Genomic DNA, 23,693 nt, shown 5'->3' with positions numbered 1-23,693 from the left:
CACGACCCCGTCGCGACCTGCGGCTCAGTCAAGGAGTAGGAAATGGTAAGTCAGAACGCCAGAGTGGCGATCATCGGCGGAGGGATGGGCGGGCTCACCGCCGCCATCGCGCTGACGAAGATCGCAGGGGTGCAGGTCACGGTCTTCGAACAGGCCAGCCAATTGGGGGAGGTCGGTGCCGGAGTCACGGTCGCCCCGAACGCGGCACGTGTGCTCGACCGGCTCGGGGTGCTCGAGGGGATCCGCAGCGTGGGGGCGGTGCCGGACGGGCACGGCGTCTATCAGAACGCTCTGGGCGAGATCGTCACCGATGCGGCCTGGGAGGATTCGGCGAAGAACTACCAGAACATCGGCATGTATCGACCCGACCTCATCAACGCCTTGGCCGACAATGTGCCGGACGACGTCGTGCGCCTCGGTCATCGGCTGACGTCGGTGGAGACCGTCGACTCCGGTGTGCGGGTCGAGTTCGAGAACGGTGTCGAAGACGTCTTCGACGCGGTGATCGGCGCGGATGGCATCCACTCGGTGGTGCGTCAGGCCGTGGGACAGCATCCGGAGCCGGTGTACTCCGGATACATCGTCTACCGCGGCGTGGTCGACGCCGCGCTGCTGCCCGAGGACTGGCCGATGATCAGCCAGGTGTGGATGGGCAATCGACGGCACTTCATGGCCTACCCGCTGCAACAGCGCAAGCTCTTCAATTTCGTCGCCGGAATCCCCAGCGACCGCCCCCTCAACGGGCCGTGGTCGGGACCCGCAGAGGTGAGCGAGCTGGCCGCCGAGTTCGCAGGCGAACAGTGGGATCCGAAGCTGCAGCACTTCATCCGACAGATCGACAAGACCTTCTGGTGGGGGCTGTTCGATCACGACCCGCTCACCAACTGGTCGCGCGGAGCCATCACACTGCTCGGCGATGCGGCGCACACGATGCTGCCGCATCAGGGACAGGGAGTAAATCAAGCGATCGAAGACAGCATGGCGCTGGCCACCTTCCTCGCCGCCGCGGACGAGATCGCGGACATCCCGGAGGCGTTCCGGCGCTACACCTCCGTGCGGATGCAGCGCACGGCGATCCTGCAGCACGGCTCGCGTCGCGCCGGCGCCATGTTCGATGCGCAGTACGAGTTCGCCGACCTGGACAAGCGCGACGCCGACATCCGCGTCGGTCGTGACTTCCGCCGCAGCACGGTGTTCGACTACGACGCGCAGAAGGTGGCCGAGCAGGCACTCACCCGATTTCGGAAGGTTCAGTTCGCATGACCTCGATCAGCATCATCGGCAGCGGAAAGATGGGCGCGGCGATCGCCGAGGTCGCGCTTCGTGCGGGCGCGAGTGTTCAGATGATCAAGCGCAGTGCGCAGAGCCCCTCGGCGGCGCGGTCGCGGTTCGAGTACAGCGTCATGGGAGACGACATCACCGGCGATCTCGTCGTGCTCGCCGTGCCCTACGGGGCGTATCCGAGCGTGCTGGAGCACTATCGCGACCAGCTCCGTGACAAGGTCACGATCGACATCAGCAACCCGATCGACTTCTCGACCAATGATGCCCTGAAGTCGCCTCCCGACTCATCGACGGCCGCAGAGCTCGCCGCTCTGCTTCCGGTGGGAGCGGCAGTCGTGAAGGCGTTCAACGTCAATCTCGGCGACACGCTCGCGAGCGGCACGAACGGCACGACCCCCACGACGGTGCTCTACGCCGGTGACTACGCCGACGCGAAGGTGCAGGTCGCGGCACTCGTGGAGGCGGCGGGGATGCGGGCCGTGGATGTGGGTCCGCTGACCCGCGCGCGCGAACTGGAGGCGATGGGGTTTCTGCAGGTCCTCATGGCGTCGCTGGGTAAGACGCGATACGAGTCCGGCTTCACCCTGCTGCCATAGCGGCGGATGCGACGGACGCTCGGCCGGACTACCCGCGCCGGGCGTCCGCCGCGGCGATCGCGCGCCGCATCTCCTCGCGGGACGCCTCGTCCCACGGGCCGGATCCGGCGAGCGGGATCTCGGTGAGGTGACGTCGTTCCGATTCCGGGATGCGCGCGACGAGGATGTCGGGATCGCTGCCTGCCGTCGCGTACAGCGCGGGGCCGTCGGCGTAGAACAGATCCATCACGACCAGGCGCCCGTCGGCGCCGCGCATCACGTTGGACGGGTTCGTGTCGAGTGGCCCGCACCAGGGCAACTCGCGCTGCGCTCTGGTGTGGATGCTCTCGATGAGGTCCACCAGCTCGGCCACGGATTCGTCGCGCGTGGCGATCAGCCCGTGGAAGGCGTGGGCGTCGGCGGGGTCGACCGGAGTCAGCCACTCCATGAGCTGCAGATCACCGCCGCCCGACAGCCTGCGGTGCGCGAAGAGCTCCGGCATCAGCCGAGTGTGTGCCGCGGCGCGGTAGAGCTCCGCCGTGTACGGACCCGTCGGATCGAACGGGCTGATCCGCACAGCGGCCGATCCGTCGGGTGCACGGAGCGCGATCGCCCAGTCGCCCGCGCCGGCACTCGTCCATCCGGCATCAGTGAAGGCCCGCTCGGCGGTGCGATGGTCGGCGTCTGCGGGGAGCGCGGCGAGGGTGGCATCCATACTCACAGTCTGCCCGCCGGCGCTTCGCTGCGCCGCTCCTGCGTCACTCGGAAGAGTTCCGCGTGCGCTCGCGCTCGTGGGGCCTTCGGCCTTTCCCTTCCCCGCTTCGCCTGGTGTACTGGGATGGACGACAGGGGGAACATATGACCATCGCGCGCGACGGCCACCTGAACACCGCGGAGTCCTGGCAGCTGCTGGAAGGGCATGACATGGGACGCCTGGTCGTCGTGGACGCGGATGACCTGCCGCAGATCTTCCCGGTCAACTATGTGGTCTACGAGGGGGCGGTCTACATTCGCACGGCCGCCGACCTGAAGCTCGTCAGCGTCAAGAGCAGAAGCGACACCGTCGGCGCTTTCGAAGTGGACGGCGGGGACGACGAAGAACGGTGGAGCGTCGTCGTTCGAGGTCCTCTGGCCCATCTCCGCGATGATGTCGAGATCGAGCGCTCCGCCGTTCGGCGCCTCTCCACGTGGAGCCCGCGCTTCAAGCCTCATGTCCTGAAGCTGAGCGCTCAGACCGTGACGGGGCGCCGTTTTGTTCGCGATCGGGCTGCGTCTGCGTCATCCGCGCCCGCGACTCCTGAGTCGGGTGCGCAGCCTGAGTCGCGGACCGAAGGAACGACGAACCGCGACTCTCGACCGGATCACATTCCTTCTTTCCCGCCGACGCCGTCCTGAGGCGGTTCGGGAGCCTCGCCTCACCCCTCGATACGCGAGTGCTCGCCGAGGCGGTGCCACGACCGGTTGTGATAGACCAGGGCGTCGCCGGGCTCACCCGGGGCGACGTCGCGCGTGAAGTGGGACTCCAGAGCGTGGGCGGCGATCACGGTCGACGTGCCCGCGTCCATACGGTCGATGACCGCGCAGCGCACCCAGGCTCGTGCGTCGTCGAACACCGGCTCTCCGGTGCTCAGCCGAGACCACGGGTGACCCTGCGCGAAGCGGTCGATTCCGGGGGTAGCGCCGAGTTGGGCGAGGCCCACATCGTGTGCGTCCAGAAGGTGCACCACAACGGTCTCCGCACGCGAGAGCACGGCGGATGCCGAAGACAGCGTCGAGATGGAGAAGATCAGCAGCGGAGGCTCGGCGCTCACCGATACGACCGACGTCGCGGTCAGTGCGACCGGCCCCTCGCCGGCATCCGCCGTGATGACGGCGACACCGCCGGGGTGCCCGCGAAACAGCGCCTTGAACTCGTCCGGCGAGAGCGAGGACGAGAAGGCGTGCTTCGGCGTCTCGGTCCAGGAGGCGGCGGGGTAGGCGTGAAACATGCTTATGCGCCGTCGCTGAGTTCTTCGCGAAGGATGCGGGCACCCGCGCTGAGGGCACTCAGCTTCGCCAGCGCGACGTCACGGCCCAGCGGTGCCATGCCGCAGTTCGTGCTGGGGATCAGCTTGTCTGCATCGACGAAGGCGAGGGCCTTCCGCAGGGTTTCGGCGACTTCTTCGGGCGTCTCGATCTCGGAGCTCGCCACGTCGATCGCCCCGAGCATGACCTTCTTGCCGCGGAGGAGTTCCACCAGGTCGGTGGGCACGTGCGAGTGGTGCGACTCCAGCGAGATGGTGTCGATGCTGGACTGCTGGAGCAGCGGGAAGGACTCCTCGTACTGCCGCCACTGCGACCCGAGCGTCGCCTTCCAGTCGTTGTTCGCCTTGATGCCGTAGCCGTAACAGATGTGCACGACGGTCTCGGCGCGCAGTCCCTCTGCGGCGCGCTCGAGAGCTGCGACACCCCAGTCTTTGACGTCATCGAAGAAGACGTTGAACGCGGGCTCATCGAACTGGATGATGTCGACCCCGGCCGCCTCGAGCTCGCGCGCCTCCTGGTTGAGGATCGTCGCGAACTCCCACGCCAGCTTCTCGCGGCTCTTGTAGTGCGCGTCGTAGAGCGTGTCGACCATCGTCATCGGCCCGGGAAGGGCCCACTTGATCGGACGATCAGTCGCACCCCGGAGGAACTTTGCATCCTCGACGAACACGGGCCGCTCACGCGTGACCGCGCCGACGACGGTCGGCACGCTCGCGTCGTAGCGATCGCGGATGCGGACGGTCTCGCGCTTCTCGAAATCCACACCGCTGAGGTGCTCGATGAATGTCGTGACGAAGTGCTGTCGTGTCTGCTCGCCGTCGCTGACGATGTCGATGCCGCGCGACGTCTGCTCCTGAACGGCGGCGCGCAGCGCATCCTGCTTGCCCTCCACCAATTCGTCGCCCTGCAGCTTCCACGGCGACCAGAGGGTCTCCGGTTCGGCGAGCCAGGACGGCTTCGGCAGGCTTCCGACGGTGGAAGTGGGCAGGAGTGTGTTCACGAGAGAGGACTTTCCGCTGGTCATGCGATGGAAACGGCGTAGTTGGATGCCCACCGCTCAAGGGTGTCCTTGTGCGGCGTGATGAAGTGCTCCTCGGTGAACTTGCCCTGGATGACCGCGAGCTGGCTGCGCTCGACCCGGTCGTAGGCGATCTGCGTGCGGGAGTAGTCGTTCTGCTCCAGCGTCGGCTGGTAGACGGCGGGCGCCGCCGAGTTCGCGTTGTAGATCTCGGGACGGTAGATCTTCTGGAACGTCTCCATCGCGCTGATCGTGCCGATGAGCTGCAGCGGGGTGTAGTCGCCCAGCAGATCTCCGCGGAAGTAGAAGGCGAAGGGTGCTGCGCTGCCGCGGGGCATGAAGTACCGGGCGCGCAGGCCCATCTTCCCGAAGTACTCATCCGTCAGGGCGGGTGCGTCCTGCTGGTACTCGATGCCCAGGATCGGGTGGTGGTTGCCGGTGCGGCGGTAGGTTCTGCTCGTCGAGACGCTGATGCAGATGACGGGTGCCGCTGTGAACCGCTCGCGGTAGGCGTCGGAGTCGAGGAAGTGCTCGAACAGCTTGCCGTGCAGGTCGCCGAAGTCCTCAGGGATCGCGCCTCCACTGGCCTTCGCTGCAGGCAGCACCACGCTGAAGTCGTAGTCGCGGACGTAGGAGGAGAAGTTGTTGCCCACGATGCCGTGGTGGCGCTCGCCCGTCTGCCGGTCGACGACCCAGATGTCGAGGACTTCGAGCAGGGGGAACTGCTGGTCGGCGCCTTCTGCGGCGAACTCCAGTTGCACCGAGATGATCTCGAGCTCAACCGCGTAGCGGTCGCCGTTCGGGTTGTCCCAGTCGGCCAGGTCATTGAAGCGCTGGGTGATCATCGTCAGGGTGTTGCGGAGGTTCTCCTGACGGTGCTCGCCGCGCGCCAGGTTGGCGAAGTTCGTCGTGGCGCGGGAGTTCTCCGACGGCGTGTAGTTCTCGTCGAAGCGAGTGGTGGTGATGCTGAACGCGAATTCGTCCGCCATGAGTGGCCAATCCGTGGGTGGTGGCCGGGACGGCCGGGGAAACAGATATCTCAATGGTGAGGGGAATCGTTCGATATCGAGTAACTAGAACTTCATGTGCGTTCATATAGCCTCGTCCTATGGCTCAGGGATCGAGTGGACTCACGCTGCAGCAGCTCCGCTACTTCATCGAGGTGGCCGCGGAGGGCTCGATCTCGGCGGCCGCCGACCTTCTCTATGTCGCGCAGCCGACGATGTCCGCCGCGATGAAGGATCTTGAGGCGCGCGTGGGTCGGTCGCTTCTCGTCCGCTCTGCCCGCGGTGTCACGCTCACCGTCGACGGCACGGAGTTCCTCGGGTACGCGAGGCAGGTCGTCGAGCAGGTCGCACTTCTGGAGCAGCGCTATCTCGGGCGCCCGCCGTCCCGGCGTCTGCTGGGAGTGTCGGCGCAGCACTACTCGTTCGCGGTGGATGCGTTCGTGCGCGTCGTCAAAGCCATCGGCGCGGCCGAGTATGAGTTCTCACTGCGGGAGACGCGCACCTGGGACATCATCGAGGATGTGCGCACGCTTCGCAGCGAGATCGGCATCCTCTACCGCAACGAGTTCAACGGCAGGGTGATCGACAAGCTGCTGCGCGACTCTGGGCTTGTCTTCCATCCACTCTTTCTCGCCGAGCCGCACATCTTCATCTCGCGGGGCAACCCTCTCGCTTCGCGCGCGCACGTCACGCTCGACGATCTCGCAGACCTGCCGCGGCTCACCTTCGACCAGGGGGCGAACAACTCCTTCTACCTCTCCGAAGAGATCCTCTCCACGCTGTCGAGCAAACAGGAAATCCGGGTCTCAGACCGCGCGACGATCTTCAACCTCATGATCGGCCTCAACGGCTACACGATCTCGACGGGCATCATCAGTGACGAACTCGACCCCGAGATCGTCGCCATCCCGCTCGCTGTCGACGAGCGCATCGAGATCGGCTGGATCGACCACGCCGCGATCCCGCTCACCGAGCAGGCACAGCGCTACCTCGAAGAAGTGCGCGCAGTCGTCGCGGAGTTCGGAGTTGAAGTCCTCGGGTGACCTCGGGATCGTTCAGCGGCCGCGCGACCACGCATCCCAGAGTCGCGCGTACTCGCCGCCGGCCTCGACGAGTGCCGTATGCGCCCCCGATTCGACGATCTCACCCTCGCGCATCACGATGATGCGGTCGGCCACCTGTGCCTGATCGAGTCGGTGGGCGATCACAAGCGCAGACCGACCCTCCAGCACGCGTGCGGTCGCCTGATCGAGGACAGCCGCCGACGATGAGCCGGCCTCGGCGGTCGGCTCGTCGAGGATCACGAGCCCGGGCTCGGCGAGCAGTGCCCGCGCCAGGGCCAGCAGTTGCGCGTCTGCGGCGGGCAATGTCGTGCCGCCTGCGCCGACCTCTGTGTCGAGACCCTCAGGGAGCGCGTCGACGACGCGCCCGGCACCGACCGCATCGAGCGCGGCGCGCAGCTGCACGTCGGTGGCGTCTGGCGCCACAAGCGTCAGATTGTCGCGCACGCTGCCGGAGAACACATGCATCTCCTGCGAGACGAGCACTGCACGCGCGGCCGCCCCTGACACGCCGACCGTCCCGGAAGACGCGGGCAGAGAACCGTGCACGAGTGCCGCGACCGTCGACTTGCCCGCGCCTGATGCGCCGACGAGGGCGATGCGCTCCCCGGGGGCGATCTCGAGGTCGACACCGCGGATGACCTCGCGCTCACGGTAGGCGAAGCGCACGTCGCGCAGCGAAACGCCGTGATCGATCGTCTGCCGCGGGTCGGGGTCATCGTCGACGACGAGCACCGCCACGGAACGGCCGAGTGCCGCGAGGGCAAGCTGTACGTCGTCGATCACGAACAGCAGTTCACCGATCGGGCCGAACAGTGCGAGGAAGAACAGGGTCGCCACCGTCACCGCGCCCGCACTCACGGCGCCGTCGCCCATCCGCACGAAACCGATCACGAGGATGCTTGCCATGCCGGCGAACTCGGCGGCGTTGAGTCGTGAGAAGAACCCGTTCTGAATGGCGCGTGCGCGCATCTGCGAGCGCACGGCCGACCATGACGCGGCACCGATCCGGGAGAGCTGCCACGTCTCGAGGCCGAAAGCACGAACAGTCGATGCGCCGCGGAGCCCGTCGAGCAGGTAGTGCCCGCGCTGCGCGCTTGCCGCCCGCTCGGCGGCGTACACGGGTGGCGCCTCGCGCAGGTAACGCCGCACGGCGTAGACATGGATCGGGGCGACGATCACGACGATCAGCAGGAACCAAGGATCGATGACCGCGAGCCCGATGAGGGTGAGCACGATCGCAAAGCCGGAGCGCGCGACGATGGGGATCGTGCCCGGGAGTGTGTCGGCAGCGAGAGCGACGTCATCGGTCGCTCGGGCGACGAGGTCACCGCCGCCGACGCGGTCGACGACGCGTTGCGGCAGAGTCAGTGTCGCCGAGACGACCTGCTCGCGCAGGCGCGCGAGGACGGGCTCGACGATGCGGCTCACGCCGAAGAAGCCCAGGGCGGAGGCTGCAGCCCCGATGATCACGGCACCGCCGATCGAGGCGGCCGCCCACGCGACAGCGATGGTCGCCGCCTCGGGGTCGGATCCCCTCTGGGCGATGTCGACGAGCCGACCGAGCGTCGCCGGGAGCACCAGTGCGAAGGCGGAAGCTGCGAGGATCGCGGCGAACGACAACACCAAGGTGGCCGTACCGCGACGACCGAGCAGGGGCAGGATCAGGCGGCGCACATCGCGGGACGTGGCGAGCGGCAAGGTAGCCGAACCTCCGGTCACCCCGCTCACCGTGCCGACTCCGACGCATCGACGACCCGATCCGCAACGGCGGTGTAGGCAGGGGAGTCGGAATGGACGATCGTGGTGAGTCCCTGGCGTAGTTCGCGTATCGCGGAGGCGATGCGTGCCTCGGTGACGGAGTCGACGGCCGTCGTCGGCTCGCGCAGTACCAGCACCTGTGGCGCGGCGACGAGTGCGCGGGCGAGCGCCACTCGCTGACGCTGCCCACCGGAGAGCAGGCTGCCGCCAGCGCCGACCGGTGTATCGAGTCCGGCTGCACCGATGACGTCGTCGCATGCGGCGGCAGCGAGTGCCGCGCGAACCCGATCGGCGGGGATGTCGTCGATGCGCAGATTCTCACCGACCGTGCCGTCGAAGAGCGCCGCATCGTGCGGGACGTCCACCGCCGCGGCCGGTGCCGTGCCGTCGCGTGCACCTCGCACCACGACGAGCTCTGCCGCGTTGGAGGGCTTCTCCGCAGCCGCAGGTGCCGACGCAGAGGACGGACGCGCGAACAGGGGGTGCAGTCTGCCGGCACTCGCATGGGCGCCCGCCCAGATGGGGGCGGCGAACGTGCCGACGGCCTGCATCGGACCGATGAGGAACTGCGCGAGCCCCACGACGATGATGAGCTGTCCGACGGTGAGTTCGCCGGTGAGCGCGGCGATGCCGGCCGCGACGCCGACCGCGCCGATGAACAGCCCTGTGCCGGCCTCGATCAGTGCTGTGATCCATGCTTCGGCAGTCCGTGCGCGCAGCGCTGAGGCGAGTGCCGCCGCGGAGGTGCCGACGTAGCGGGCGGCCGCGACCCGCTGTGCATGCAGTCCCGCGAGAACCCGGTAGCCGGCGACGAGGTCTGCGGCCTGCGCGGACGCCTGCCCCAGAGCCTTGGACTCCCGTTCCGCCCGCCGGCGCAGCGGCTTCGCGAGCAGGTCGAGTGCGACAAGCAGAACCGGTATGCCGATGAGCACGGCGAGCCCGAGCCACCACGACTGCAGGAGGAGCAGCACGCCGCCGAACACGAGCGCCGCGAGCGCCCCGATCGGATAGACGAGCAAGGCGATCGACATGCCGACCTGTCGAACGTCGTACGTGGCGAGCGAAAGTGCGGCTCCGGGCGGGGCGGCCGCAGGGTCGCGCAGCAGGCGCGCCGCGGCATCCACGCGCATGTGGTGCTGCACGGACTCCGCGCCAACCTGGCCGAACCATGCGCCGAACCGATACGACATCGACAGCATCGCAAAGTCGGCGGCGAGCAGAGCGAGCCAGAACAGCAGCGCTCCGAGGTCTTGCCGCAACAGCGCCGCGTCGATCGCGAGTCCCATGATGACCGGCACGAGCGCCTCGCCGATCTGGTGTGTGATGACGGAGGCGGATGCCGGGAAGACGAACCTGCGCGCGCCGAACATGACACGCGTCACGAGGTGGCGCCCGTCGCGAAGACCCGGGCGAGCCGGGTCGCGCACCGGGATGGGGGTCTCGGAGATCTCGCCCCGGCCCAGGTGCGTGACGGCGCGGCCGTTCATGCGAGCACGTAGCGGCGTAGCCCGTCGCCCCAGCCCACGTTCACAGCCCTGTCGAACCGCAGCCCTGCCGCTGCCGCGAGCGCATCGATCTCTTCGGCCGTGCGCATCGCGCCGCCGGACGCCGACAACAGGATCAGATCTTCTTCCAGATCATGCTCGTCGGGCTCGCCGGGCATGATGAGTTGTTCGAACACCAGCACGGAGCCGTCCACGGTCGAGGCCGAGGCTTCGGCGAGGGCATGCACGGCGTCGGCGTCGGGAAGCTCTTTGACTGCCGAAACCAGGACGTAACCGGCAGACTTCTCGGGTCGCCGATCCAGCAGACCCCCGGCCTCGATAGCAAGAGAGGAGGCCCAGGGCTCGGCTGCGGCGGCAGCGGCTTCCGCCGGGCTCAGCAACACGCGAACGCGCGTGTGCGGGCGGTGCGCGACGACAGCCCGGGCGAGCTCGGCAGCACCGGGACCGGCCAGCCGCAGGTCCGTGTGGTCGTCGAGCAGAGACGCCTGCGCGAACGGCGTCGCGGTCCATTCCGTGAAGAACGACGACAGGCGGCTCGCTGCGAGACCCGCGTCGCGTGACACCGTCTCGTCGAACGGCGCGCCGAAGGTCGCCGCGTGCGAGGCGCGACCGGTGCGGACGGCATCGAGCAACCCCACGATGGACAACTCGCGCCGGACAGCGGCGACACGCAGATCGACGTGACGCACTTCGTCCTCGTCGTCGAGCTCCGAGCCGAGCGGAGTGAGCGACCAGACACCGGCGGCATCCGCACGCACGAGATCGAGTGCGCCCAGGTATCGCAGCAGGCGGGCGGTGGCATTCGCGTCGGCGCTCGCCGCGATCGCCACTTCGTCCGCGACGCGGGGACGCTCGCCGAGGATGCCGAAGATCCCGAGAGTCGCCGCCACGCGGATTGCCATGCCCGGAACGATCTCGAGCAGCTCGTGCAGACGCTCGCGCGTGTCGTCGTCGGGTGCGGCACCCTCGGCTGTGCCCTCTGCCCCGGCGCCCGCGCGACGCCAGTATCCGGCGACTTCAACGCGGTCCTTCGTCAGGCCCTTCTCGTTTCGCAGCCAGCGGCGGATCGGCGTGAGTGTGAGTGTCTCGCCCGCGACCCACGCAAAGACGTCGTCACTGCGCCACTCCAACGCGCGCAGCGCATCGAACATGAGAGTCGTCGTGCCAGCGGGCTTGCCGTCGCGGCTCAGCCAGGTGATCGAGACATCGCCGTCGGTGTTCAGATCCTGGATGTGAGATCGTTCGCCGACCTCGATCACGACATCGGCCTTGCGTCCCGCGGGCAGCTCTTCGAGCAGACGCCCGATCGCCGGCAGCGCGGTCTCGTCGCCCGCGATGAGCAGCCATTCGACATCCGGGATTCCGAACGACTTCTTGGGGCCGGCGATGTGGATCGGGTCGCCGACAGCGCAAGAGTACCCCCACGTCGTCGCTGGGCCCGAGCCGTGCTTGACGATGTCCACGTCGATTTCGCCCGAGGTCTCGTCCCACCGCCTGACCGTGTACGTGCGGGTGTCCGAAAACGTTCCCGCTGGCCAATCGAGCGTGCCTTCGGCCTGCGCGGGCGGGGTGAACTCGCCGGTCGCCGGGTCGGGGAGGATGAGCTTGAACTCGTCGTCCCAGCCTGTGGAGCGGAACGCGTCGACGGGGAAGCCGTTCTCTGCGACATGCGCGTCGAGCTTCTCGCCGCCGATCGTGACCCGTCGCATGCCGGGCGTCACGTCTGCGACACGGAGCACGGACAGCCGACGGGTGGTGATGCCGAACATCGCTTCGGGGCGGAGGGAGCGTGCCATGGGGCGGTTCCTTTCAGAATGCGGATTCGGTCATTCGCGATGTGCGGTCGGGCGCGGCCAGGATGCGACGGAGTGCGGTGAGGAGATTCACTCGCCAGGCCGCCCAGTCGTGGCCCGCTTCGAACGGTGACAGCATGACGTCACGCTCGGCGCTGCGAGCATCGCTGCGCAGTCGGGTGGTCAGATCCGCGGCATCCGCGAGCATCTCGCTTTCGAATGTGCCGGCCTGCAGATCGATCGAATGCCACTCGGGGGCGTCGAGCAGAGCCTCGGAGACATCGAATCGCCAGAGCGACGGCGACTGTGCGATCGCGTGCCCCGCCTCGCCCGCCGAAAGCGCGACGGTCCAGAGCGCGCCGATACCGCCGAGGCTCTGGCCAGACACGATCGTGTCGGCGCCGCGCGGGCTGACGTTCCAGCCGGCGCGCACGGCGGGCAACAGATGGTCGAGGACCACGTCGACCTGACCGGCGGGTACTCCGACGTGATCCCAGCGGTGGTCGAGGTCGCGTGCGTCGAGCATCGCGACGTGCACCGGCGGGAGGACCCCGCCCGCGATCAGCTCGTCCAGGATGCCGGGAAGATTGCTGTTCCACACCGCACCGTCGAACAGCACGAGCAGAGGAGTGGCGGAAACCGACTGCGCGGGGGAATAGATCCAGGCCGTATCGCCGGTAGGGAGATCGATCTGGTCAGTCGGTCGGCCGGATCTCGCAGGAGATGCCCATGGTTGCGTCGGAGCGGTCGGGCCGGCGGCGACGGACGAGCACTCGTCGCGTGAACCGGTGATCGTCTCTGCAGACCGTGGATCGGCGATCGCCGCGCTCATCGCCGCCAGGATCACGGGTCGTCGACCCTGGGTGAGACGCCAGGGTGCGAGTCCTTCTTCGCGCCATACCGCGATCCGATAGGACGCCCGCAGAGCGCTCGGCAGCCGCAGGCTGATGGTCCAGAGATCGGACTCCTCCAGTCGGGTGAACTCGGCGCGGGCGACGTCGGCGTGGTCGAACACGGGATTCGTCCACAGCAGCACAGACCTGGCATCGGCGTCGGCGATGGTCCACGTCCACACGCTCATGGCGGGTTCGTCCGTGAGTGGCTCGACGCGCGGTTGCGCGCCGTCGAGAGCGTCAGCGCGCAGTGTCGGCCTGGCATCAGCATCGCCCCAGGCCCGCTCGAGAGGGCCGACAACCCTGTCCATGCGCGGCTCGTTGACTCGATGCGCTTCCGGTCGGCGCTCCTGGTGATCGCGGCCGACGCGATCGCGTACGAGCCGCAGGCTCTTCTCGTCGCCGGGAAACCGGGATGCCTTGGTCATGCGCCCGCCTCCGCGTCGATCGAGACGATGCTCGGGGCGTGAGGGTCGAGCGGCACGACCATCGGCGTCCCGGTCACCGGATCGGCGATGACGACGCAGGGCAGTCCGAAGACGTCGTTCACGAGCTCGGCCGTGATGATGTCCTTCGGGGGGCCTGCGGCGATCACCTCACCTTCGTGCATCACGATCACGTGAGAGGCGTAGCGGGCCGCCTGGTTCAGATCGTGCAGCACTGTGACGACGGTCTTGCCGTTGAGGTGCAAGGTACGTAGAAGCTCCATGAGCTCGTACTGGTGCGCGATGTCGAGGAAGGTGGTCGGTTCGTCGAGCAGCATGATCGGCGTCTGCTGCGCGAGCAGCATGGCGACCCACACCCGCTGGCGTTGCCCACCCGAGAGCTCGTCGACCAGGCGTCCCGAAAGCTCGGTCAGTCGCGTCGCGGCGAGGGCGTCGTGCACAGCATCCTCGTCGGATGCGCGCCACTGCTGGATCAGCGACTGGTATGGCGAGCGCCCGCGTGCGATCAGATCGGCGACCCGGATGCCGTCGGGGGCGATCGAGCTCTGAGGCAGCAGGCCGATGCGACGGGCGAGATGCTTGGTGGGCACCGCATGGATGGACTCGCCGTCGAGCAGGACCTCGCCCGCTGTCGGCTTAAGCACTCGGGCGAACGCGCGCAGGAGCGTCGACTTGCCGCATCCATTGGGGCCGATGATCGCGGTGAACGACCCGGCTGGGATGCCCACGGTGAGGTGCTCCGAGATGGTCCTCTTCTCGTAGCCGACGGTCACGTCGTCGGCGAAGAGCGTCGGGGGTTCTGCGACTGTCAACGGAGGGCTCCTGTCTGGGCGCGGGTCTCGCGGATGAGGAGGACGATGAGATAGATGCCGCCGAGACAGACCGTGAGGAGTCCGACGGGAACGGGGCGATAGAGCACAGTGAGGATCTGGGAGACCAGATGTGCTGCGCTGAGGAGGGCGGCGCCCATGGCTGCGGCGCTCAGCACGCTCACCCCCGGTGTGCGGGTGACGCGTTGCGCGATCTGCGGCGCGACGAGAGCGATGAAACCGATGGGGCCTGCGGCTGCGGTCACGATCGCCGTCGTCGCGACACCGACGACGAGCAGCGCCAGACGAGACCGTCCGACCCGTGTGCCCTGCGCGGTCGAGACGTCCTCGCCGAGTTCGAGCGATTTCAGCGCGGGTGCGAGCAGGACGGTGGCGACGACGACGACCGTGGCGATCGCGAGTGTGGGGATGAGGACCGGCCATGAGACCCGGCTCAGCGTCCCCGCGCCCCAGAAACCGACCTGCATGGCGTCGTCGATGTCGGCGCGCGTGATGAGGTACCCGTTGAGCGAACCGAGCATGGCGGAGACGGCGATACCGACAATGATCAACCGGAAGCCATGCATCCCCCGGCGCCAGGCGAGTACGTACACCAGGAGGGCGGTGATGAGGCCTCCCGCAATCGATGCGCCGGCGACGGACCAGGAGCCCTGTGAGCCGAACACGAGCATCACGAGAACAACGGCCGTGTACGAGCCGGCGTCGAATCCGATCACATCGGGTGAGCCGAGGGGGTTGCGAGTGAGGGACTGGAAGATGGCGCCGCCAATGCCGAGCAGGGTGCCGAACAGCACCGCGGCGATCACGATCGGCATCCGCCACTCCATGACGATCATCGTGATGAGCTTGTCGGCGTGCCCACTCAGTGCGGCTGTGACGTCGGCGAGCGTGAGTGGATAGTCACCCAGGAACAGGGCGGCGAACGCAAGTCCCGCCGCGGTCACGAACAGGACGGCGCTCGTGACCGCGAGCTGCACGCCGACGCGACCGGACAGCACGCGCGTGCGGACCTGTCGTGTGCGGTAGCCGAAATCCACGGATGAGGCCGTCATAGCCCGCTGACCCTTCGGCGGCGCACCAGGGCGATGAGAACCGGGGCGCCAATGAGAGCCGTGATGATGCCGACTTCGATCTCACTCGGTCGTGCGACCACGCGGCCGACGACATCGGCGATGAGCAGAAGGACGACAGAGCCGATGGCGCTTCCGACGATGATGCGACGCTGATCGGGACCCGTGAACCACCGGACGATGTGGGGCACCATCAGTCCGACGAATGCGATGCCTCCGGTCAGTGCGGTCGCGCCGCCGGCGAGCAGTGTGACGGCGATCACGCCGATGACACGCACGCGGGTGACGCTCGTGCCGAGCGACGCAGCCAGGTCGTCGCCGAGAGCGACCGCATTCAGCGAGCCCGAGATCGCGAGAGCGAGCAGGAGGCCGATGGCGATGAAGGGCGCGACGGTGAGGATGTCGTCCACATTGGTTCGGGCGATAGAGCCGACGCCCCAGGATCGGATGGAGCGGAAGGTGTCCTCGTCGAGGAGCGTTAGAAAGGTGGTGATCCCGCCGAGGACGGCGCCCAGCGCAATGCCGGCGAGAACCATCGTGACGGGGGATGTGCTGCCGCCGAGCGATCCGATCAGGTAGACCAGGACGGTGGCGCCAGCGGCCCCGGCGAACGCCCACCAGATGTAGCCCGACACCCCTGACAGGCCGAACAGGCCCACGCCCACCGTCACCGCGAACCCGGCACCGGCGTTGACGCCGAGGATGCCGGGATCGGCAAGGGGGTTGCGAGTCATCGCCTGGATCAGCGCGCCCGCGACGCCGAACGCCATGCCGACGAGGATGCCCAGCAGCGTGCGCGGCATCCGCTCCGTCCACACGATCATCGAGGCTTCGCTCTGGTCGGGGTGGATGAGCCCTTCCCAGACCTGGGAGGGCGTCAGTGGGTTCGCGCCGACGCCGATGCTGAGTGCGCACGCGATCACGAGGCCGCCGAGGAGAAGCACGACCCCGACCAGCCTTCGGCTGTGCGCGGGCACCGCCGCTCTGGTCGCCGAGGCGGTCGGAGTCGTGGTTGTCACCGGAGTGTCACTTGCCGAGCTTTGCAGACAACGCAGGAGCGAGCTGCTTGGCCGCCCACGTCGACGAGAGGGGGCCGCTACGGGCGAGGGCCCACGGCAGGTTGCCTTCGTATGTGGTCCCTTCGATGACGAAGGTTCCCTTGTCGGCCTTGTTGTCGATCAGGATGAGGCGGTCGTCCCGTACAGCTCCCAGCCCCTGGAACAGCGGCGAGTCCGTCACTTCTCCGTATGCGCCGTCCGAGTTGTCGGAGAAGACGATGACGTCACCGTCGATGGTCGACAGCATTTCGTTGCTGACGGTCGCACGGTACTCGAGATCAGCCGCGTTCTGATTGGGTGCGAAGCCCATGTGCTCAAACGTGAGGCCGGCCGGGCTGCCTTCCGACGAGTGGTACTGCAGACCCGTCTCTGCGCCGTAGTAGACGAGGTACGACGCGGCCAGTCCATTGAATTCGGGATGCTCGGCGCGGAAGTCCTTGAAGAACTTCTCTTGCGTCGCGAGGGCCGCTGCGGCGGCATCCTGCAGGTCGAGGGCCTCGCCGATGGCGGTGAGGCTGGTCTTCCACTCGTTCGCGACGGTCGACTCGCCGCCCTTGTCTCCCGAAGTGCTCAGAACCGGGGCGATGTCGGACAGGCGGTCATACTCGGCGCTGACGTCGGCACCGAGGACGATGATGAGATCCGGATCGGCAGCGGCGATCTGCTCGATCGGGAACTTCGTATCACCCGAGCTGAAGCGCTCGGGGATCTCCTGGGTGAGGGCCTCTTCGACCCAGGCGTCCGTCGCGAACTCGCTGGCAAGTGCCGGTGTGACACCGATCGCGACAAGGGCTTCGACGTCGTCCTGCGACGGGGTCACGGCGGCGATGCGGACCGGCCGCTCTTCGAGCGTCGTGGTTCCCCACGGCGATTCGAGCTCGAGGGGGTAGGTCGTCTTGCCTTCCGCGGCGGGGACGAGGCTGCCGGCGGACGTGTCGGTCGGCTTCTCCGTGGTTGCGGGGGCGGGGGATGAGCAGGCGGTGAGCACGAGAGCGCTAGCGAGCGCGAGCGTTCCCGTGAGCACGAGAGCTCCGCGCATCTTTCTGCGAGTACGGGTCATGATTCTCTTCCTCGGTGTAGCCGAATGCGGCGCTAAGGATGCGGAGGCACCCGAGGATTCAGAGTAGTTAGGTAAGGCTAAGCTTGCCAAATCGATGGCGAGGGAAAGTGGCTCTTGACACGGCGTTCACGCGGGCATAACGTACAACCAAATGGTTGCACAAACAGAACTCAGCGAAGCGGAGGTCGACCGTGTGTTCCACGCACTGGCGGCGTCGACCCGGCGTGACATCCTGCGCCGGACGATCGAGCAGGAGCAGTCCGTCTCGACTCTCGCCGCTGACTACGACATGTCGTTCGCGGCGGTCCAGAAGCACGTCGCCGTGCTGGAAGCCGCGAGCCTCATCGTCAAGCGCGCCGAGGGACGCGAGCGGCTCGTCCGCGCGAACCCCGAGATGATCGCCCGCGCCAGGGCGCTTCTCGCCCGATACGAAGAGCTGTGGCGATCCCGTATCGCCCGGCTCGATGACCTGCTCGCCGAGCCCCACGACTCAGCGGCACAGCACGACAACGACGACAAGCAAGGAGAGTGACATGCCCGTGATCGATTTCGTCACCGACGAAGAGAACCTCACCATGACGGTGACCGCCGAGTTCGCTGCCCCGGTGGAACGCGTCTGGGCGGCGTACAGCGATCCGCGTCAGCTCGAGCGCTTCTGGGGCCCTCCCGGATGGCCGGCGACCTTCACCTCCTGGGAGCACACGCCCGGCGGCAAGGCGCAGTACACGATGAATGGCCCGCGCGGCGAGAAGTCGACGGGAACGTGGGAGTTCCTCTCCATCGACGCCCCGCACCGCTTCGAGGTGCTCGACGCCTTCGCGAACGAGGATGGAACCCCGATGGAGGGCTTCCCCTCCATGCGCATGATGTTCGAGTTCACGCCCAACGGTGACTCGACGCGCATGTCATCCACGACCTACTTCGACTCGCTCGAAGCGCTGGAGCAGACGGTCGCGATGGGCGCGATCGAGGGAACGAAGATGGCGATGGCGCAGATCGACGCCGTGCTGCAGGATCTGCGCGACTACGCCCAGGGCAAGGGCACGCGCGTCGAACTGCTCGACGATACTCACGTGCGCATCACCCGCCTCATCGACGGGCCGCGCGAACTGGTCTGGCGTGCACACCATGATCCCGAGCTGGTGCGGCAGTGGATGCTCGGCCCCGACGGCTGGGAGATGACGGAGTGCATCGCCGCGACAGAGGTCGGCCAGAGTTACCGCAACTCGTGGGCGCCCGTGGGTGACACCGAGGGCGAGCCGTTCGGCTTCGAGGGGGAGGTGCTGCTGTTCGACGCCCCGCGCCGCGCGGTGACGACCGAGCGCATGCAGGGCATGCCGGTCGAAACGCTCAACGACCTCAACCTGTACGAAGAGGACGGGGCCACGCTTGTCACGGTGCTCATCGAGTACCCCGATAAGGAGACGCGCGACATGATCCTCGCCACCGGCATGGCCGACGGCATGGAGGCGTCGTACGCCCGCCTCGAGAGCGCGGTGCTGACGCCCTAGCGGCAACCAGCTCCTTCAGAATCGGCCGGCCCCTCGGGGGTTGGTCGATTCTGTTGCGAGGGAGCCCAAAATTGGAGGAGTTATGAACGGGAGGCGGTCCACCAGCACTCCGAGTTGTGTCCTCCCGTCACACATTGGATCCAATATTGACTGCTCCGGAATCACGCCGTAGCGTGTCCTGATGCCCAGCGACATTCCCGGTGCAGAACAGCCCACGACTCGCCGTCCGAAGACCACTCAGCAGTTCGTTCTCGACGAGCTGCGCCGCGTCATCGAGCGGCGTGAGATCGCCCCGGGCGAAGCCATCCGGCAAGACGCGCTCGCCGAGCGTCTCGGCGTCAGCCGGGTGCCGATCCGCGAAGCGCTGAAGATCCTTGAGGGCGAAGGCCAGGTGCTCTACCAGCCGCACCGCGGCTACCAGGTCGTCGAGCTCTCCATCGATGACCTCATCGAGGTCTACCACCTGCGTCGCATCCTCGAAACAGAGGCCATCCGTCTCGGTGTGCCCTCGCTTGGCAAGGCAGACCTCGATGAACTCGACGAGCTGCGCATCGACATCGACGTCGCGGGCGAAGTCGGCGACGTCCTCGCCATGACCGCGGCGAACCGTCGCTTTCACTTCCTCATCTTCGATCTCGCCGAGATGCCGCGCCTCAGCAGGCTGATCCGTAATCTCTGGGATGCGACGGACGCGTACCGCTCCCTCTACTACGCGGGCGAGACGAACCGCGTGCACATCCGAGAAGAACACGAGCAGATCCTGCAGGCCGCGCGCGCGAAGGACGCCGAGCGCATCGTGCAGCTCCACGACGATCACCGCGACAATGCGATCCGCACGCTCACCGCCGTCATCGAGGCAGAGGCGTCCTCGCACGAATGACGTGCGCTACTCGATCGAGGTGACGATCGTGCGCTCGATGCCGCCGCTGACGGGAGTCTCGTAGCGCACGGGCATCCCAGGGAAGGCCAGCGCGAACCAGAAGGTCGCGGGTGCAGCATCCGGATGCGAGCGCACATCGAAGCGGATGCACTCCAGGTGACCGAGCGGATGGTCGATCGTCTCCGTCGAGCGCTGGGAGCGGTCGCGGGGGAATGCTGCGTGGCCCTGCAGCTCGACCCAGGTGACCCGGCGCGCGGTGGCTGGCGCGTCGTCGTCGACCCGCCATTGCGTGAGCAGCGCGCCGTCATCGTCACCGTCGGAGAAGCTGTTGACGCGCTCCGTGCGAGTGCCGTCGGGGTGCTCGACGAGCAGGCGGATGGTCTTGCCTCCGTGACTGGCCTCGCGGATCTCGGACGCAGTGAACGGCGTCGGCCAGAAGTCCGGCCCGAGCACGTGCGGGTCGGACTCAGGCATCCTCGGGTCCGGACGCGACATCCGGCAGCTCGACCACCAGCGGCACCGAGGTGGACGCGACCGTGCTTCCGGGCAGGCTGAACGGGTCGACGAGGAGATCTGCGGGGAGCACATCGACCCGCCCCGACTCGTCGTAGGGCTCGGCCGGCAACCCGGCCCAGGGCTTCTGCTGGTCTTCGGGCTTCTGCTGGAACTGTGCCATGCCTCCATTGTGCGCCCGGCGGGGCGCATCCGAGGGGGAGAATCAGAGATCCGCGATGATGATCTTCTTCATCGGCATCATCGCGGCGTAGGCACCTTCGCGCTGGATGAGCTCGCCCATGTTCTCGGGCACGATCTGCCAGCTCACACCGAACCGGTCGACCAGCCAGCCGCACTGCTCGGCCTCCGGCACCGCCGACAGAGCGTCCCAGAGGCGGTCGATCTCGGCCTGGTCGGCGCAGCTCACTTCGAGCGAGACCGCGGGCGTGAACGGCAGATCCTGCTCGACGGCAGAGTCCATGATCGCCAGCCAGCCCCCCGAGAGCTTCACCTCGCCGAACATCACCGCACCGGCCGTCGCCGGCCCCGTCTGCTCCGGATACTCCGCGAGGAAGCCCACCTTGCTGTCGGGGAATACGGATGCGTAGAACTCCGCCGCTTCCCGGGCGCGGTTCTGCATCGCGCCAGAGAACATCAGTTCCGGAACCACGAAGGGACCCGCATCCGAGTCCGCCCCGACGACAAGCAACTGCCAGCTGACGCCGTAGCGATCCTCGACCCATCCGTAGCGAGGGCTGAACGGGTACTCGCCGACCTCCATCAGAACCCGTCCGCCCTCGACAAGCTTCGCCCACGTGCTGTCGAATTGTGCGTGCATCGCCTCACTGTCGTCCCCGAACTTCCGGGCGTCGAAGCCGAGCATGAACGACAGCGAAGGTGTCGGGCGGAACATCGGACCGCCGTTGATCAGGGTGATGACGTAGCCGTCGATCGTCACATCGATCGTGAGCGGTGTGCCGACGAGAACCTGCTGCCAGTCAGGCGCCTCCGCCGGGTAACGGTACGTGATCTCGGATGTCGTCCAGGGCAGAGCATCCGCGTAGAACGCACCCGCCTCCTCGGCATCATGGTCGAACCAGACGTTGGGGACGATCTTCTGCGTTGCGTGAGACATTGCCTACTCCGATCGGTCAGACGTCGTCTCAGCGTGCGCTCATCCGCCGCCGATCACAAGGGGGTGCACGTGTCAGATGAGTCGTCGCAGCGCATCCTCGACGCCGACGCCCTGCACCTCGGCAAGATCCAGAAGACGCGCGTGCTCATCCGCGGTGAGGGAGAGCTGAAGAGTGATCGGCCCGACCGCGGCGGGCGCAACATCGAGGTCGGCGAGCAGATCGGACGGTTCGGCCCACAGCGCCTGGACGGCGGGAGCGGGCGACGCCTCTGGCTCGGCGATCTCCGCGGGTGCGATCTCGGACCCGGCCGCGGATGCGGCGCTTCCGCCGGCGGTGAATCCCGGACCGCGTGCGGGCTCGCGCTCCTGCTGGTACGCCTTCGCTGCCCCGTTCGCACGCTCGTCGGCAGCTTCGTTCAACGGATGCCCCGCGTGCCCCTTCACCCATTCGAATGTCACGTGGCGACCGCGCATCGCCTCGTCGATCCCCTCAAGCAGTTCACGGTTGAGGACGGGCTTGCCGTCGGCCTTCTTCCAGCCCTTGCGCTTCCAGCCGGGCATCCACTTGGTCACGGAGTCGATCACATACTTGCTGTCGCACTCGATGATGAGCGGCTCGTCGACGCCCGCTGTCGCGCGCAGCAGTTCCATGACGGCCTGCAGCTCACCCTGGTTGTTCGTGCCGTGCGGCGATCCACCGGCCGCCCAGTTCGACTCGTCGATGTACCAGGCCCAGCCGTTCGGGCCAGGGTTGCCGAGTGCGGAGCCGTCTGCGGCGGCGGTGATCGTCATGCCTTAACCGTAGGGGGCGAGGGCGACACTGCCGGGCGCGGCGAGGGTGGGAAGGGGGCGGATGCCGCTCAGCGGTCGTGCGCGTGCGCTTCCTGCACGGCCGCGATGAGGGCCTTCCAGGCCCCCTCGATCTCGGTGTCGGCGACCTCGCGTTCGTGTTCGAACTCGGGGGTGCGTGCGCGAATCAACCACACGAAGCGATCAGCGCCGCGGGGGTCAGCCGGGGGCTCGTCCCAGGGACAGCGGTCGATGAGGGCGATCCAGTCGGTGGCATCTGCGGGGTCGGGGGCAACCCGCCACTGGCGGCGGCGACCGGCGATCCCGCCGGTGCGCACCACCGCGATGACGACGGGAGCGTCGTCATCGGGAGGATCGATCTCACGCATCGATCACGCCCACCTCCGCCCAGGCCGCGCGCACCGCGCGCTCGGTGTCGGCATCGATGGTTGCTGCGGCGGTGATCGTCGCCGCAGCGAAATCGGCGAACTTCGCCGTCGCGCTCAGATCGCCGGTGAGGGCTCGGTACCAGGCGAGGCCTGCACGCTCCCAGGCATGTCCGCCCAGCTCCCGCGCCGCCAGGGCGAAAGCGCGGTTCGGGATGCCGGAGTTGATGTGCACGCCACCGCTGTCTTCCGTCGTCGAGACGAAATCGCGCATGTGCGCCGGCTGCGGGTCTTTGCCCAGCTCGTCATCATCGTACGCCGTTCCGGGAGCGATCATGGACCGCAGAGCCTGGCCTTGCACGGCATCGGTGAAGATTCCCTCGCCGATCAGCCAGGTCGCCTCCTCCGCCGTCTGGCCGTTGAGGAACTGCTCGGTGAGGGCACCGAGGACATCGGCGATCGACTCGTTCAGCGCGCCCGGCTGGTTACGGTACTCGAGATTCGCGGTGTGCTGGATCACGCCGTGGCCGAGTTCGTGGCCGATCACCGACACGGAACGGGTGAACCCGGCGAAGACCTCGCCATCGCCGTCGCCGAAGACCATGCGCGTGCCATCCCAGAACGCGTTGTCGTAGTCGACCCCGTAGTGCACGGTCGCGTCCAGCGGAGCCCCCGCGTCGTTGAGCGAGTTGCGCGTGAACGCCGCCAGCAGCAGGTCGAACGTCGCACCGAGCCCGTCGAAAGCCTCGTTGACGGTCTCGTCGTCGACGGGCGGATCATCCTCTTCCCGGACGATCAGGCCCGGCAGCGTGTCGGTGTTCGCGGCATCCGAGACCGTGCGGTTGGGAGCATCCGTGAGCTCGGCGACCAGCGCACCGGACTCATCGATGGACAGGTCGATGCGCGCACGGAACGGCGGGCGTCCGGCGACCAGCGTCTGTCGTGCCGCCGCCGCTGCCTTCGGAAAGCGCTCTGACTGCGCCAGCTTGGCGAGCAAGTATCCCGGAACGACGCCTCTGCTGCACCTGTCTGTCATCGCACTCCCGTCGCCGCTCATGCAGCGACCCTACGCGCGGCGTCCGACAAAGTCACGGGTGGGACGCCGCGCGAC

25 protein-coding genes are annotated in these 23,693 nt (G+C 67.5%); 7 read left to right on the top strand and 18 right to left on the bottom strand.

Annotated features, from left to right (window positions below):
- Positions 1-42: 42 nt before the first annotated feature.
- Together AC1REM_RS02460 and AC1REM_RS02455 are read left to right on the top strand one after the other, a co-directional pair.
- Positions 43-1,263: an FAD-dependent monooxygenase gene (locus AC1REM_RS02460; RefSeq protein ID WP_492513166.1), complete on the top strand. Its 1,221-nt coding sequence runs from the start codon at positions 43-45 to the stop codon at positions 1,261-1,263.
- Entirely contained in the window at positions 1,260-1,880 is a 621-nt protein-coding gene (locus AC1REM_RS02455; protein WP_492513165.1) for an NADPH-dependent F420 reductase, read from the top strand. Before AC1REM_RS02460 ends, AC1REM_RS02455 begins: the two co-directional genes overlap by 4 nt.
- Before the next feature lie 28 nt (positions 1,881-1,908).
- Here AC1REM_RS02455 and AC1REM_RS02450 read toward each other — a convergent pair whose 3' ends face one another.
- Positions 1,909-2,574, bottom strand: coding sequence for a hypothetical protein (locus tag AC1REM_RS02450; protein WP_492513164.1), 666 nt, complete (start codon positions 2,572-2,574; stop codon positions 1,909-1,911).
- A gap of 143 nt (positions 2,575-2,717) precedes the next feature.
- Between AC1REM_RS02450 and AC1REM_RS02445 the strand changes: the two genes are divergently transcribed.
- Entirely contained in the window at positions 2,718-3,254 is a 537-nt protein-coding gene (locus AC1REM_RS02445) for a pyridoxamine 5'-phosphate oxidase family protein (RefSeq protein WP_492513163.1), read from the top strand.
- 20 nt (positions 3,255-3,274) lie between these two features.
- Here the strand turns inward: AC1REM_RS02445 and AC1REM_RS02440 are convergent, their stop codons facing one another.
- From AC1REM_RS02440 to AC1REM_RS02430, 3 genes are read right to left on the bottom strand one after another with little or no spacing between them, the layout of a single operon-like run.
- Positions 3,275-3,847, bottom strand: a complete 573-nt coding sequence (locus AC1REM_RS02440; RefSeq protein WP_492513162.1) for a flavin reductase family protein — start codon at positions 3,845-3,847, stop codon at positions 3,275-3,277.
- 2 nt (positions 3,848-3,849) lie between these two features.
- Positions 3,850-4,884, bottom strand: a complete 1,035-nt coding sequence (locus tag AC1REM_RS02435) for a methionine synthase (RefSeq protein WP_492513161.1) — start codon at positions 4,882-4,884, stop codon at positions 3,850-3,852.
- 20 nt (positions 4,885-4,904) lie between these two features.
- Positions 4,905-5,891, bottom strand: a complete 987-nt coding sequence (locus AC1REM_RS02430) for a putative oxygenase MesX (RefSeq protein ID WP_492513160.1) — start codon at positions 5,889-5,891, stop codon at positions 4,905-4,907.
- Positions 5,892-6,010: 119 nt separating this feature from the next.
- Here AC1REM_RS02430 and AC1REM_RS02425 point away from each other — a divergent pair, with 119 nt between their 5' ends.
- Positions 6,011-6,952 carry a LysR family transcriptional regulator gene (locus AC1REM_RS02425; protein WP_492513159.1) on the top strand — a complete coding sequence of 314 codons (942 nt, stop codon included), beginning with the start codon at positions 6,011-6,013 and terminating at the stop codon, positions 6,950-6,952.
- A gap of 12 nt (positions 6,953-6,964) precedes the next feature.
- Here the strand turns inward: AC1REM_RS02425 and AC1REM_RS02420 are convergent, their stop codons facing one another.
- Genes AC1REM_RS02420 through AC1REM_RS02385 form a run of 8 tightly spaced genes read right to left on the bottom strand, consistent with a single transcriptional unit; the run spans position 6,965 to position 17,386 of the window.
- Positions 6,965-8,671 (bottom strand): ABC transporter ATP-binding protein, encoded by a 1,707-nt coding sequence (locus tag AC1REM_RS02420; protein ID WP_492513158.1) that lies wholly within the window; start codon positions 8,669-8,671, stop codon positions 6,965-6,967.
- A gap of 26 nt (positions 8,672-8,697) precedes the next feature.
- The gene (locus AC1REM_RS02415; RefSeq protein WP_492513157.1) at positions 8,698-10,218 is read right to left on the bottom strand and encodes an ABC transporter transmembrane domain-containing protein; all 1,521 of its coding nucleotides are present in this window, start codon (positions 10,216-10,218) and stop codon (positions 8,698-8,700) included.
- Positions 10,215-12,032, bottom strand: coding sequence for an SIP domain-containing protein (locus AC1REM_RS02410; protein ID WP_492513156.1), 1,818 nt, complete (start codon positions 12,030-12,032; stop codon positions 10,215-10,217). Before AC1REM_RS02410 ends, AC1REM_RS02415 begins: the two co-directional genes overlap by 4 nt.
- 13 nt (positions 12,033-12,045) lie before the next feature.
- Complete coding sequence (locus AC1REM_RS02405; RefSeq protein WP_492513155.1) at positions 12,046-13,350, bottom strand: enterochelin esterase domain-containing protein; 1,305 nt, start codon at positions 13,348-13,350, stop codon at positions 12,046-12,048.
- The gene (locus AC1REM_RS02400; RefSeq protein WP_492513154.1) at positions 13,347-14,180 is read right to left on the bottom strand and encodes an ABC transporter ATP-binding protein; all 834 of its coding nucleotides are present in this window, start codon (positions 14,178-14,180) and stop codon (positions 13,347-13,349) included. The genes AC1REM_RS02405 and AC1REM_RS02400 overlap by 4 nt, the downstream gene beginning before the upstream one ends.
- Complete coding sequence (locus AC1REM_RS02395; RefSeq protein WP_492513153.1) at positions 14,177-15,250, bottom strand: FecCD family ABC transporter permease; 1,074 nt, start codon at positions 15,248-15,250, stop codon at positions 14,177-14,179. The genes AC1REM_RS02400 and AC1REM_RS02395 overlap by 4 nt, the downstream gene beginning before the upstream one ends.
- A complete protein-coding gene (locus AC1REM_RS02390; RefSeq protein ID WP_492513152.1) occupies positions 15,247-16,287 on the bottom strand; it encodes a FecCD family ABC transporter permease in 1,041 nt (346 codons plus the stop codon). The genes AC1REM_RS02395 and AC1REM_RS02390 overlap by 4 nt, the downstream gene beginning before the upstream one ends.
- A 7-nt stretch (positions 16,288-16,294) precedes the next feature.
- Complete coding sequence (locus AC1REM_RS02385; RefSeq protein ID WP_492513151.1) at positions 16,295-17,386, bottom strand: ABC transporter substrate-binding protein; 1,092 nt, start codon at positions 17,384-17,386, stop codon at positions 16,295-16,297.
- Positions 17,387-17,537: 151 nt separating this feature from the next.
- On the opposite strand from AC1REM_RS02385, the gene AC1REM_RS02380 reads away from it, so the two are divergent.
- The 3 genes from AC1REM_RS02380 (at position 17,538) to AC1REM_RS02370 (ending at position 19,777) form a co-directional block, all read left to right on the top strand.
- Positions 17,538-17,918, top strand: a complete 381-nt coding sequence (locus tag AC1REM_RS02380) for an ArsR/SmtB family transcription factor (protein ID WP_492513150.1) — start codon at positions 17,538-17,540, stop codon at positions 17,916-17,918.
- 1 nt (position 17,919) lies between these two features.
- Positions 17,920-18,897 (top strand): SRPBCC family protein, encoded by a 978-nt coding sequence (locus tag AC1REM_RS02375; protein ID WP_492513149.1) that lies wholly within the window; start codon positions 17,920-17,922, stop codon positions 18,895-18,897.
- 181 nt (positions 18,898-19,078) lie between these two features.
- Positions 19,079-19,777: a GntR family transcriptional regulator gene (locus tag AC1REM_RS02370; protein WP_492513148.1), complete on the top strand. Its 699-nt coding sequence runs from the start codon at positions 19,079-19,081 to the stop codon at positions 19,775-19,777.
- A gap of 6 nt (positions 19,778-19,783) precedes the next feature.
- Here the strand turns inward: AC1REM_RS02370 and AC1REM_RS02365 are convergent, their stop codons facing one another.
- From AC1REM_RS02365 to AC1REM_RS02340, 6 genes are all read right to left on the bottom strand, one after another.
- The gene (locus AC1REM_RS02365; protein WP_492513147.1) at positions 19,784-20,251 is read right to left on the bottom strand and encodes a hypothetical protein; all 468 of its coding nucleotides are present in this window, start codon (positions 20,249-20,251) and stop codon (positions 19,784-19,786) included.
- Positions 20,244-20,453, bottom strand: a complete 210-nt coding sequence (locus AC1REM_RS02360) for a hypothetical protein (protein ID WP_492513146.1) — start codon at positions 20,451-20,453, stop codon at positions 20,244-20,246. The genes AC1REM_RS02365 and AC1REM_RS02360 overlap by 8 nt, the downstream gene beginning before the upstream one ends.
- Positions 20,454-20,495: 42 nt before the next feature.
- Positions 20,496-21,407, bottom strand: coding sequence for a VOC family protein (locus tag AC1REM_RS02355; RefSeq protein ID WP_492513145.1), 912 nt, complete (start codon positions 21,405-21,407; stop codon positions 20,496-20,498).
- 72 nt (positions 21,408-21,479) lie between these two features.
- The gene (locus tag AC1REM_RS02350) at positions 21,480-22,199 is read right to left on the bottom strand and encodes a ribonuclease H family protein (protein ID WP_492513144.1); all 720 of its coding nucleotides are present in this window, start codon (positions 22,197-22,199) and stop codon (positions 21,480-21,482) included.
- 68 nt (positions 22,200-22,267) lie between these two features.
- Positions 22,268-22,585, bottom strand: coding sequence for a protealysin inhibitor emfourin (locus AC1REM_RS02345; protein WP_492513143.1), 318 nt, complete (start codon positions 22,583-22,585; stop codon positions 22,268-22,270).
- Positions 22,578-23,639 carry a M4 family metallopeptidase gene (locus AC1REM_RS02340; protein ID WP_492513142.1) on the bottom strand — a complete coding sequence of 354 codons (1,062 nt, stop codon included), beginning with the start codon at positions 23,637-23,639 and terminating at the stop codon, positions 22,578-22,580. The genes AC1REM_RS02345 and AC1REM_RS02340 overlap by 8 nt, the downstream gene beginning before the upstream one ends.
- Positions 23,640-23,693 lie beyond the last annotated feature (54 nt).

Source organism: Microbacterium sp. GW823-FHT02G05, assembly GCF_058797175.1.
Note: the sequence above shows the minus strand (reverse complement) of the source record. Positions and strands in the feature narration are given on the sequence as shown.

Excerpts from the sequence above, each read along its gene's own strand:
- AC1REM_RS02460 (WP_492513166.1), top strand. The coding sequence starts at position 43 with ATGGTAAGTCAGAACGCCAGAGTGGCGATCATCGGCGGAGGGATGGGC.
- AC1REM_RS02455 (WP_492513165.1), top strand. The coding sequence starts at position 1,260 with ATGACCTCGATCAGCATCATCGGCAGCGGAAAGATGGGCGCGGCGATC.
- AC1REM_RS02450 (WP_492513164.1), bottom strand. The coding sequence starts at position 2,574 with ATGGATGCCACCCTCGCCGCGCTCCCCGCAGACGCCGACCATCGCACC.
- AC1REM_RS02445 (WP_492513163.1), top strand. The coding sequence starts at position 2,718 with ATGACCATCGCGCGCGACGGCCACCTGAACACCGCGGAGTCCTGGCAG.
- AC1REM_RS02440 (WP_492513162.1), bottom strand. The coding sequence starts at position 3,847 with ATGTTTCACGCCTACCCCGCCGCCTCCTGGACCGAGACGCCGAAGCAC.
- AC1REM_RS02430 (WP_492513160.1), bottom strand. The coding sequence starts at position 5,891 with ATGGCGGACGAATTCGCGTTCAGCATCACCACCACTCGCTTCGACGAG.
- AC1REM_RS02425 (WP_492513159.1), top strand. The coding sequence starts at position 6,011 with ATGGCTCAGGGATCGAGTGGACTCACGCTGCAGCAGCTCCGCTACTTC.
- AC1REM_RS02415 (WP_492513157.1), bottom strand. The coding sequence starts at position 10,218 with ATGAACGGCCGCGCCGTCACGCACCTGGGCCGGGGCGAGATCTCCGAG.
- AC1REM_RS02410 (WP_492513156.1), bottom strand. The coding sequence starts at position 12,032 with ATGGCACGCTCCCTCCGCCCCGAAGCGATGTTCGGCATCACCACCCGT.
- AC1REM_RS02405 (WP_492513155.1), bottom strand. The coding sequence starts at position 13,350 with ATGACCAAGGCATCCCGGTTTCCCGGCGACGAGAAGAGCCTGCGGCTC.
- AC1REM_RS02395 (WP_492513153.1), bottom strand. The coding sequence starts at position 15,250 with ATGACGGCCTCATCCGTGGATTTCGGCTACCGCACACGACAGGTCCGC.
- AC1REM_RS02385 (WP_492513151.1), bottom strand. The coding sequence starts at position 17,386 with ATGACCCGTACTCGCAGAAAGATGCGCGGAGCTCTCGTGCTCACGGGA.
- AC1REM_RS02380 (WP_492513150.1), top strand. The coding sequence starts at position 17,538 with ATGGTTGCACAAACAGAACTCAGCGAAGCGGAGGTCGACCGTGTGTTC.
- AC1REM_RS02375 (WP_492513149.1), top strand. The coding sequence starts at position 17,920 with ATGCCCGTGATCGATTTCGTCACCGACGAAGAGAACCTCACCATGACG.
- AC1REM_RS02370 (WP_492513148.1), top strand. The coding sequence starts at position 19,079 with ATGCCCAGCGACATTCCCGGTGCAGAACAGCCCACGACTCGCCGTCCG.
- AC1REM_RS02365 (WP_492513147.1), bottom strand. The coding sequence starts at position 20,251 with ATGCCTGAGTCCGACCCGCACGTGCTCGGGCCGGACTTCTGGCCGACG.
- AC1REM_RS02360 (WP_492513146.1), bottom strand. The coding sequence starts at position 20,453 with ATGGCACAGTTCCAGCAGAAGCCCGAAGACCAGCAGAAGCCCTGGGCC.
- AC1REM_RS02355 (WP_492513145.1), bottom strand. The coding sequence starts at position 21,407 with ATGTCTCACGCAACGCAGAAGATCGTCCCCAACGTCTGGTTCGACCAT.
- AC1REM_RS02350 (WP_492513144.1), bottom strand. The coding sequence starts at position 22,199 with ATGACGATCACCGCCGCCGCAGACGGCTCCGCACTCGGCAACCCTGGC.
- AC1REM_RS02345 (WP_492513143.1), bottom strand. The coding sequence starts at position 22,585 with ATGCGTGAGATCGATCCTCCCGATGACGACGCTCCCGTCGTCATCGCG.
- AC1REM_RS02340 (WP_492513142.1), bottom strand. The coding sequence starts at position 23,639 with ATGAGCGGCGACGGGAGTGCGATGACAGACAGGTGCAGCAGAGGCGTC.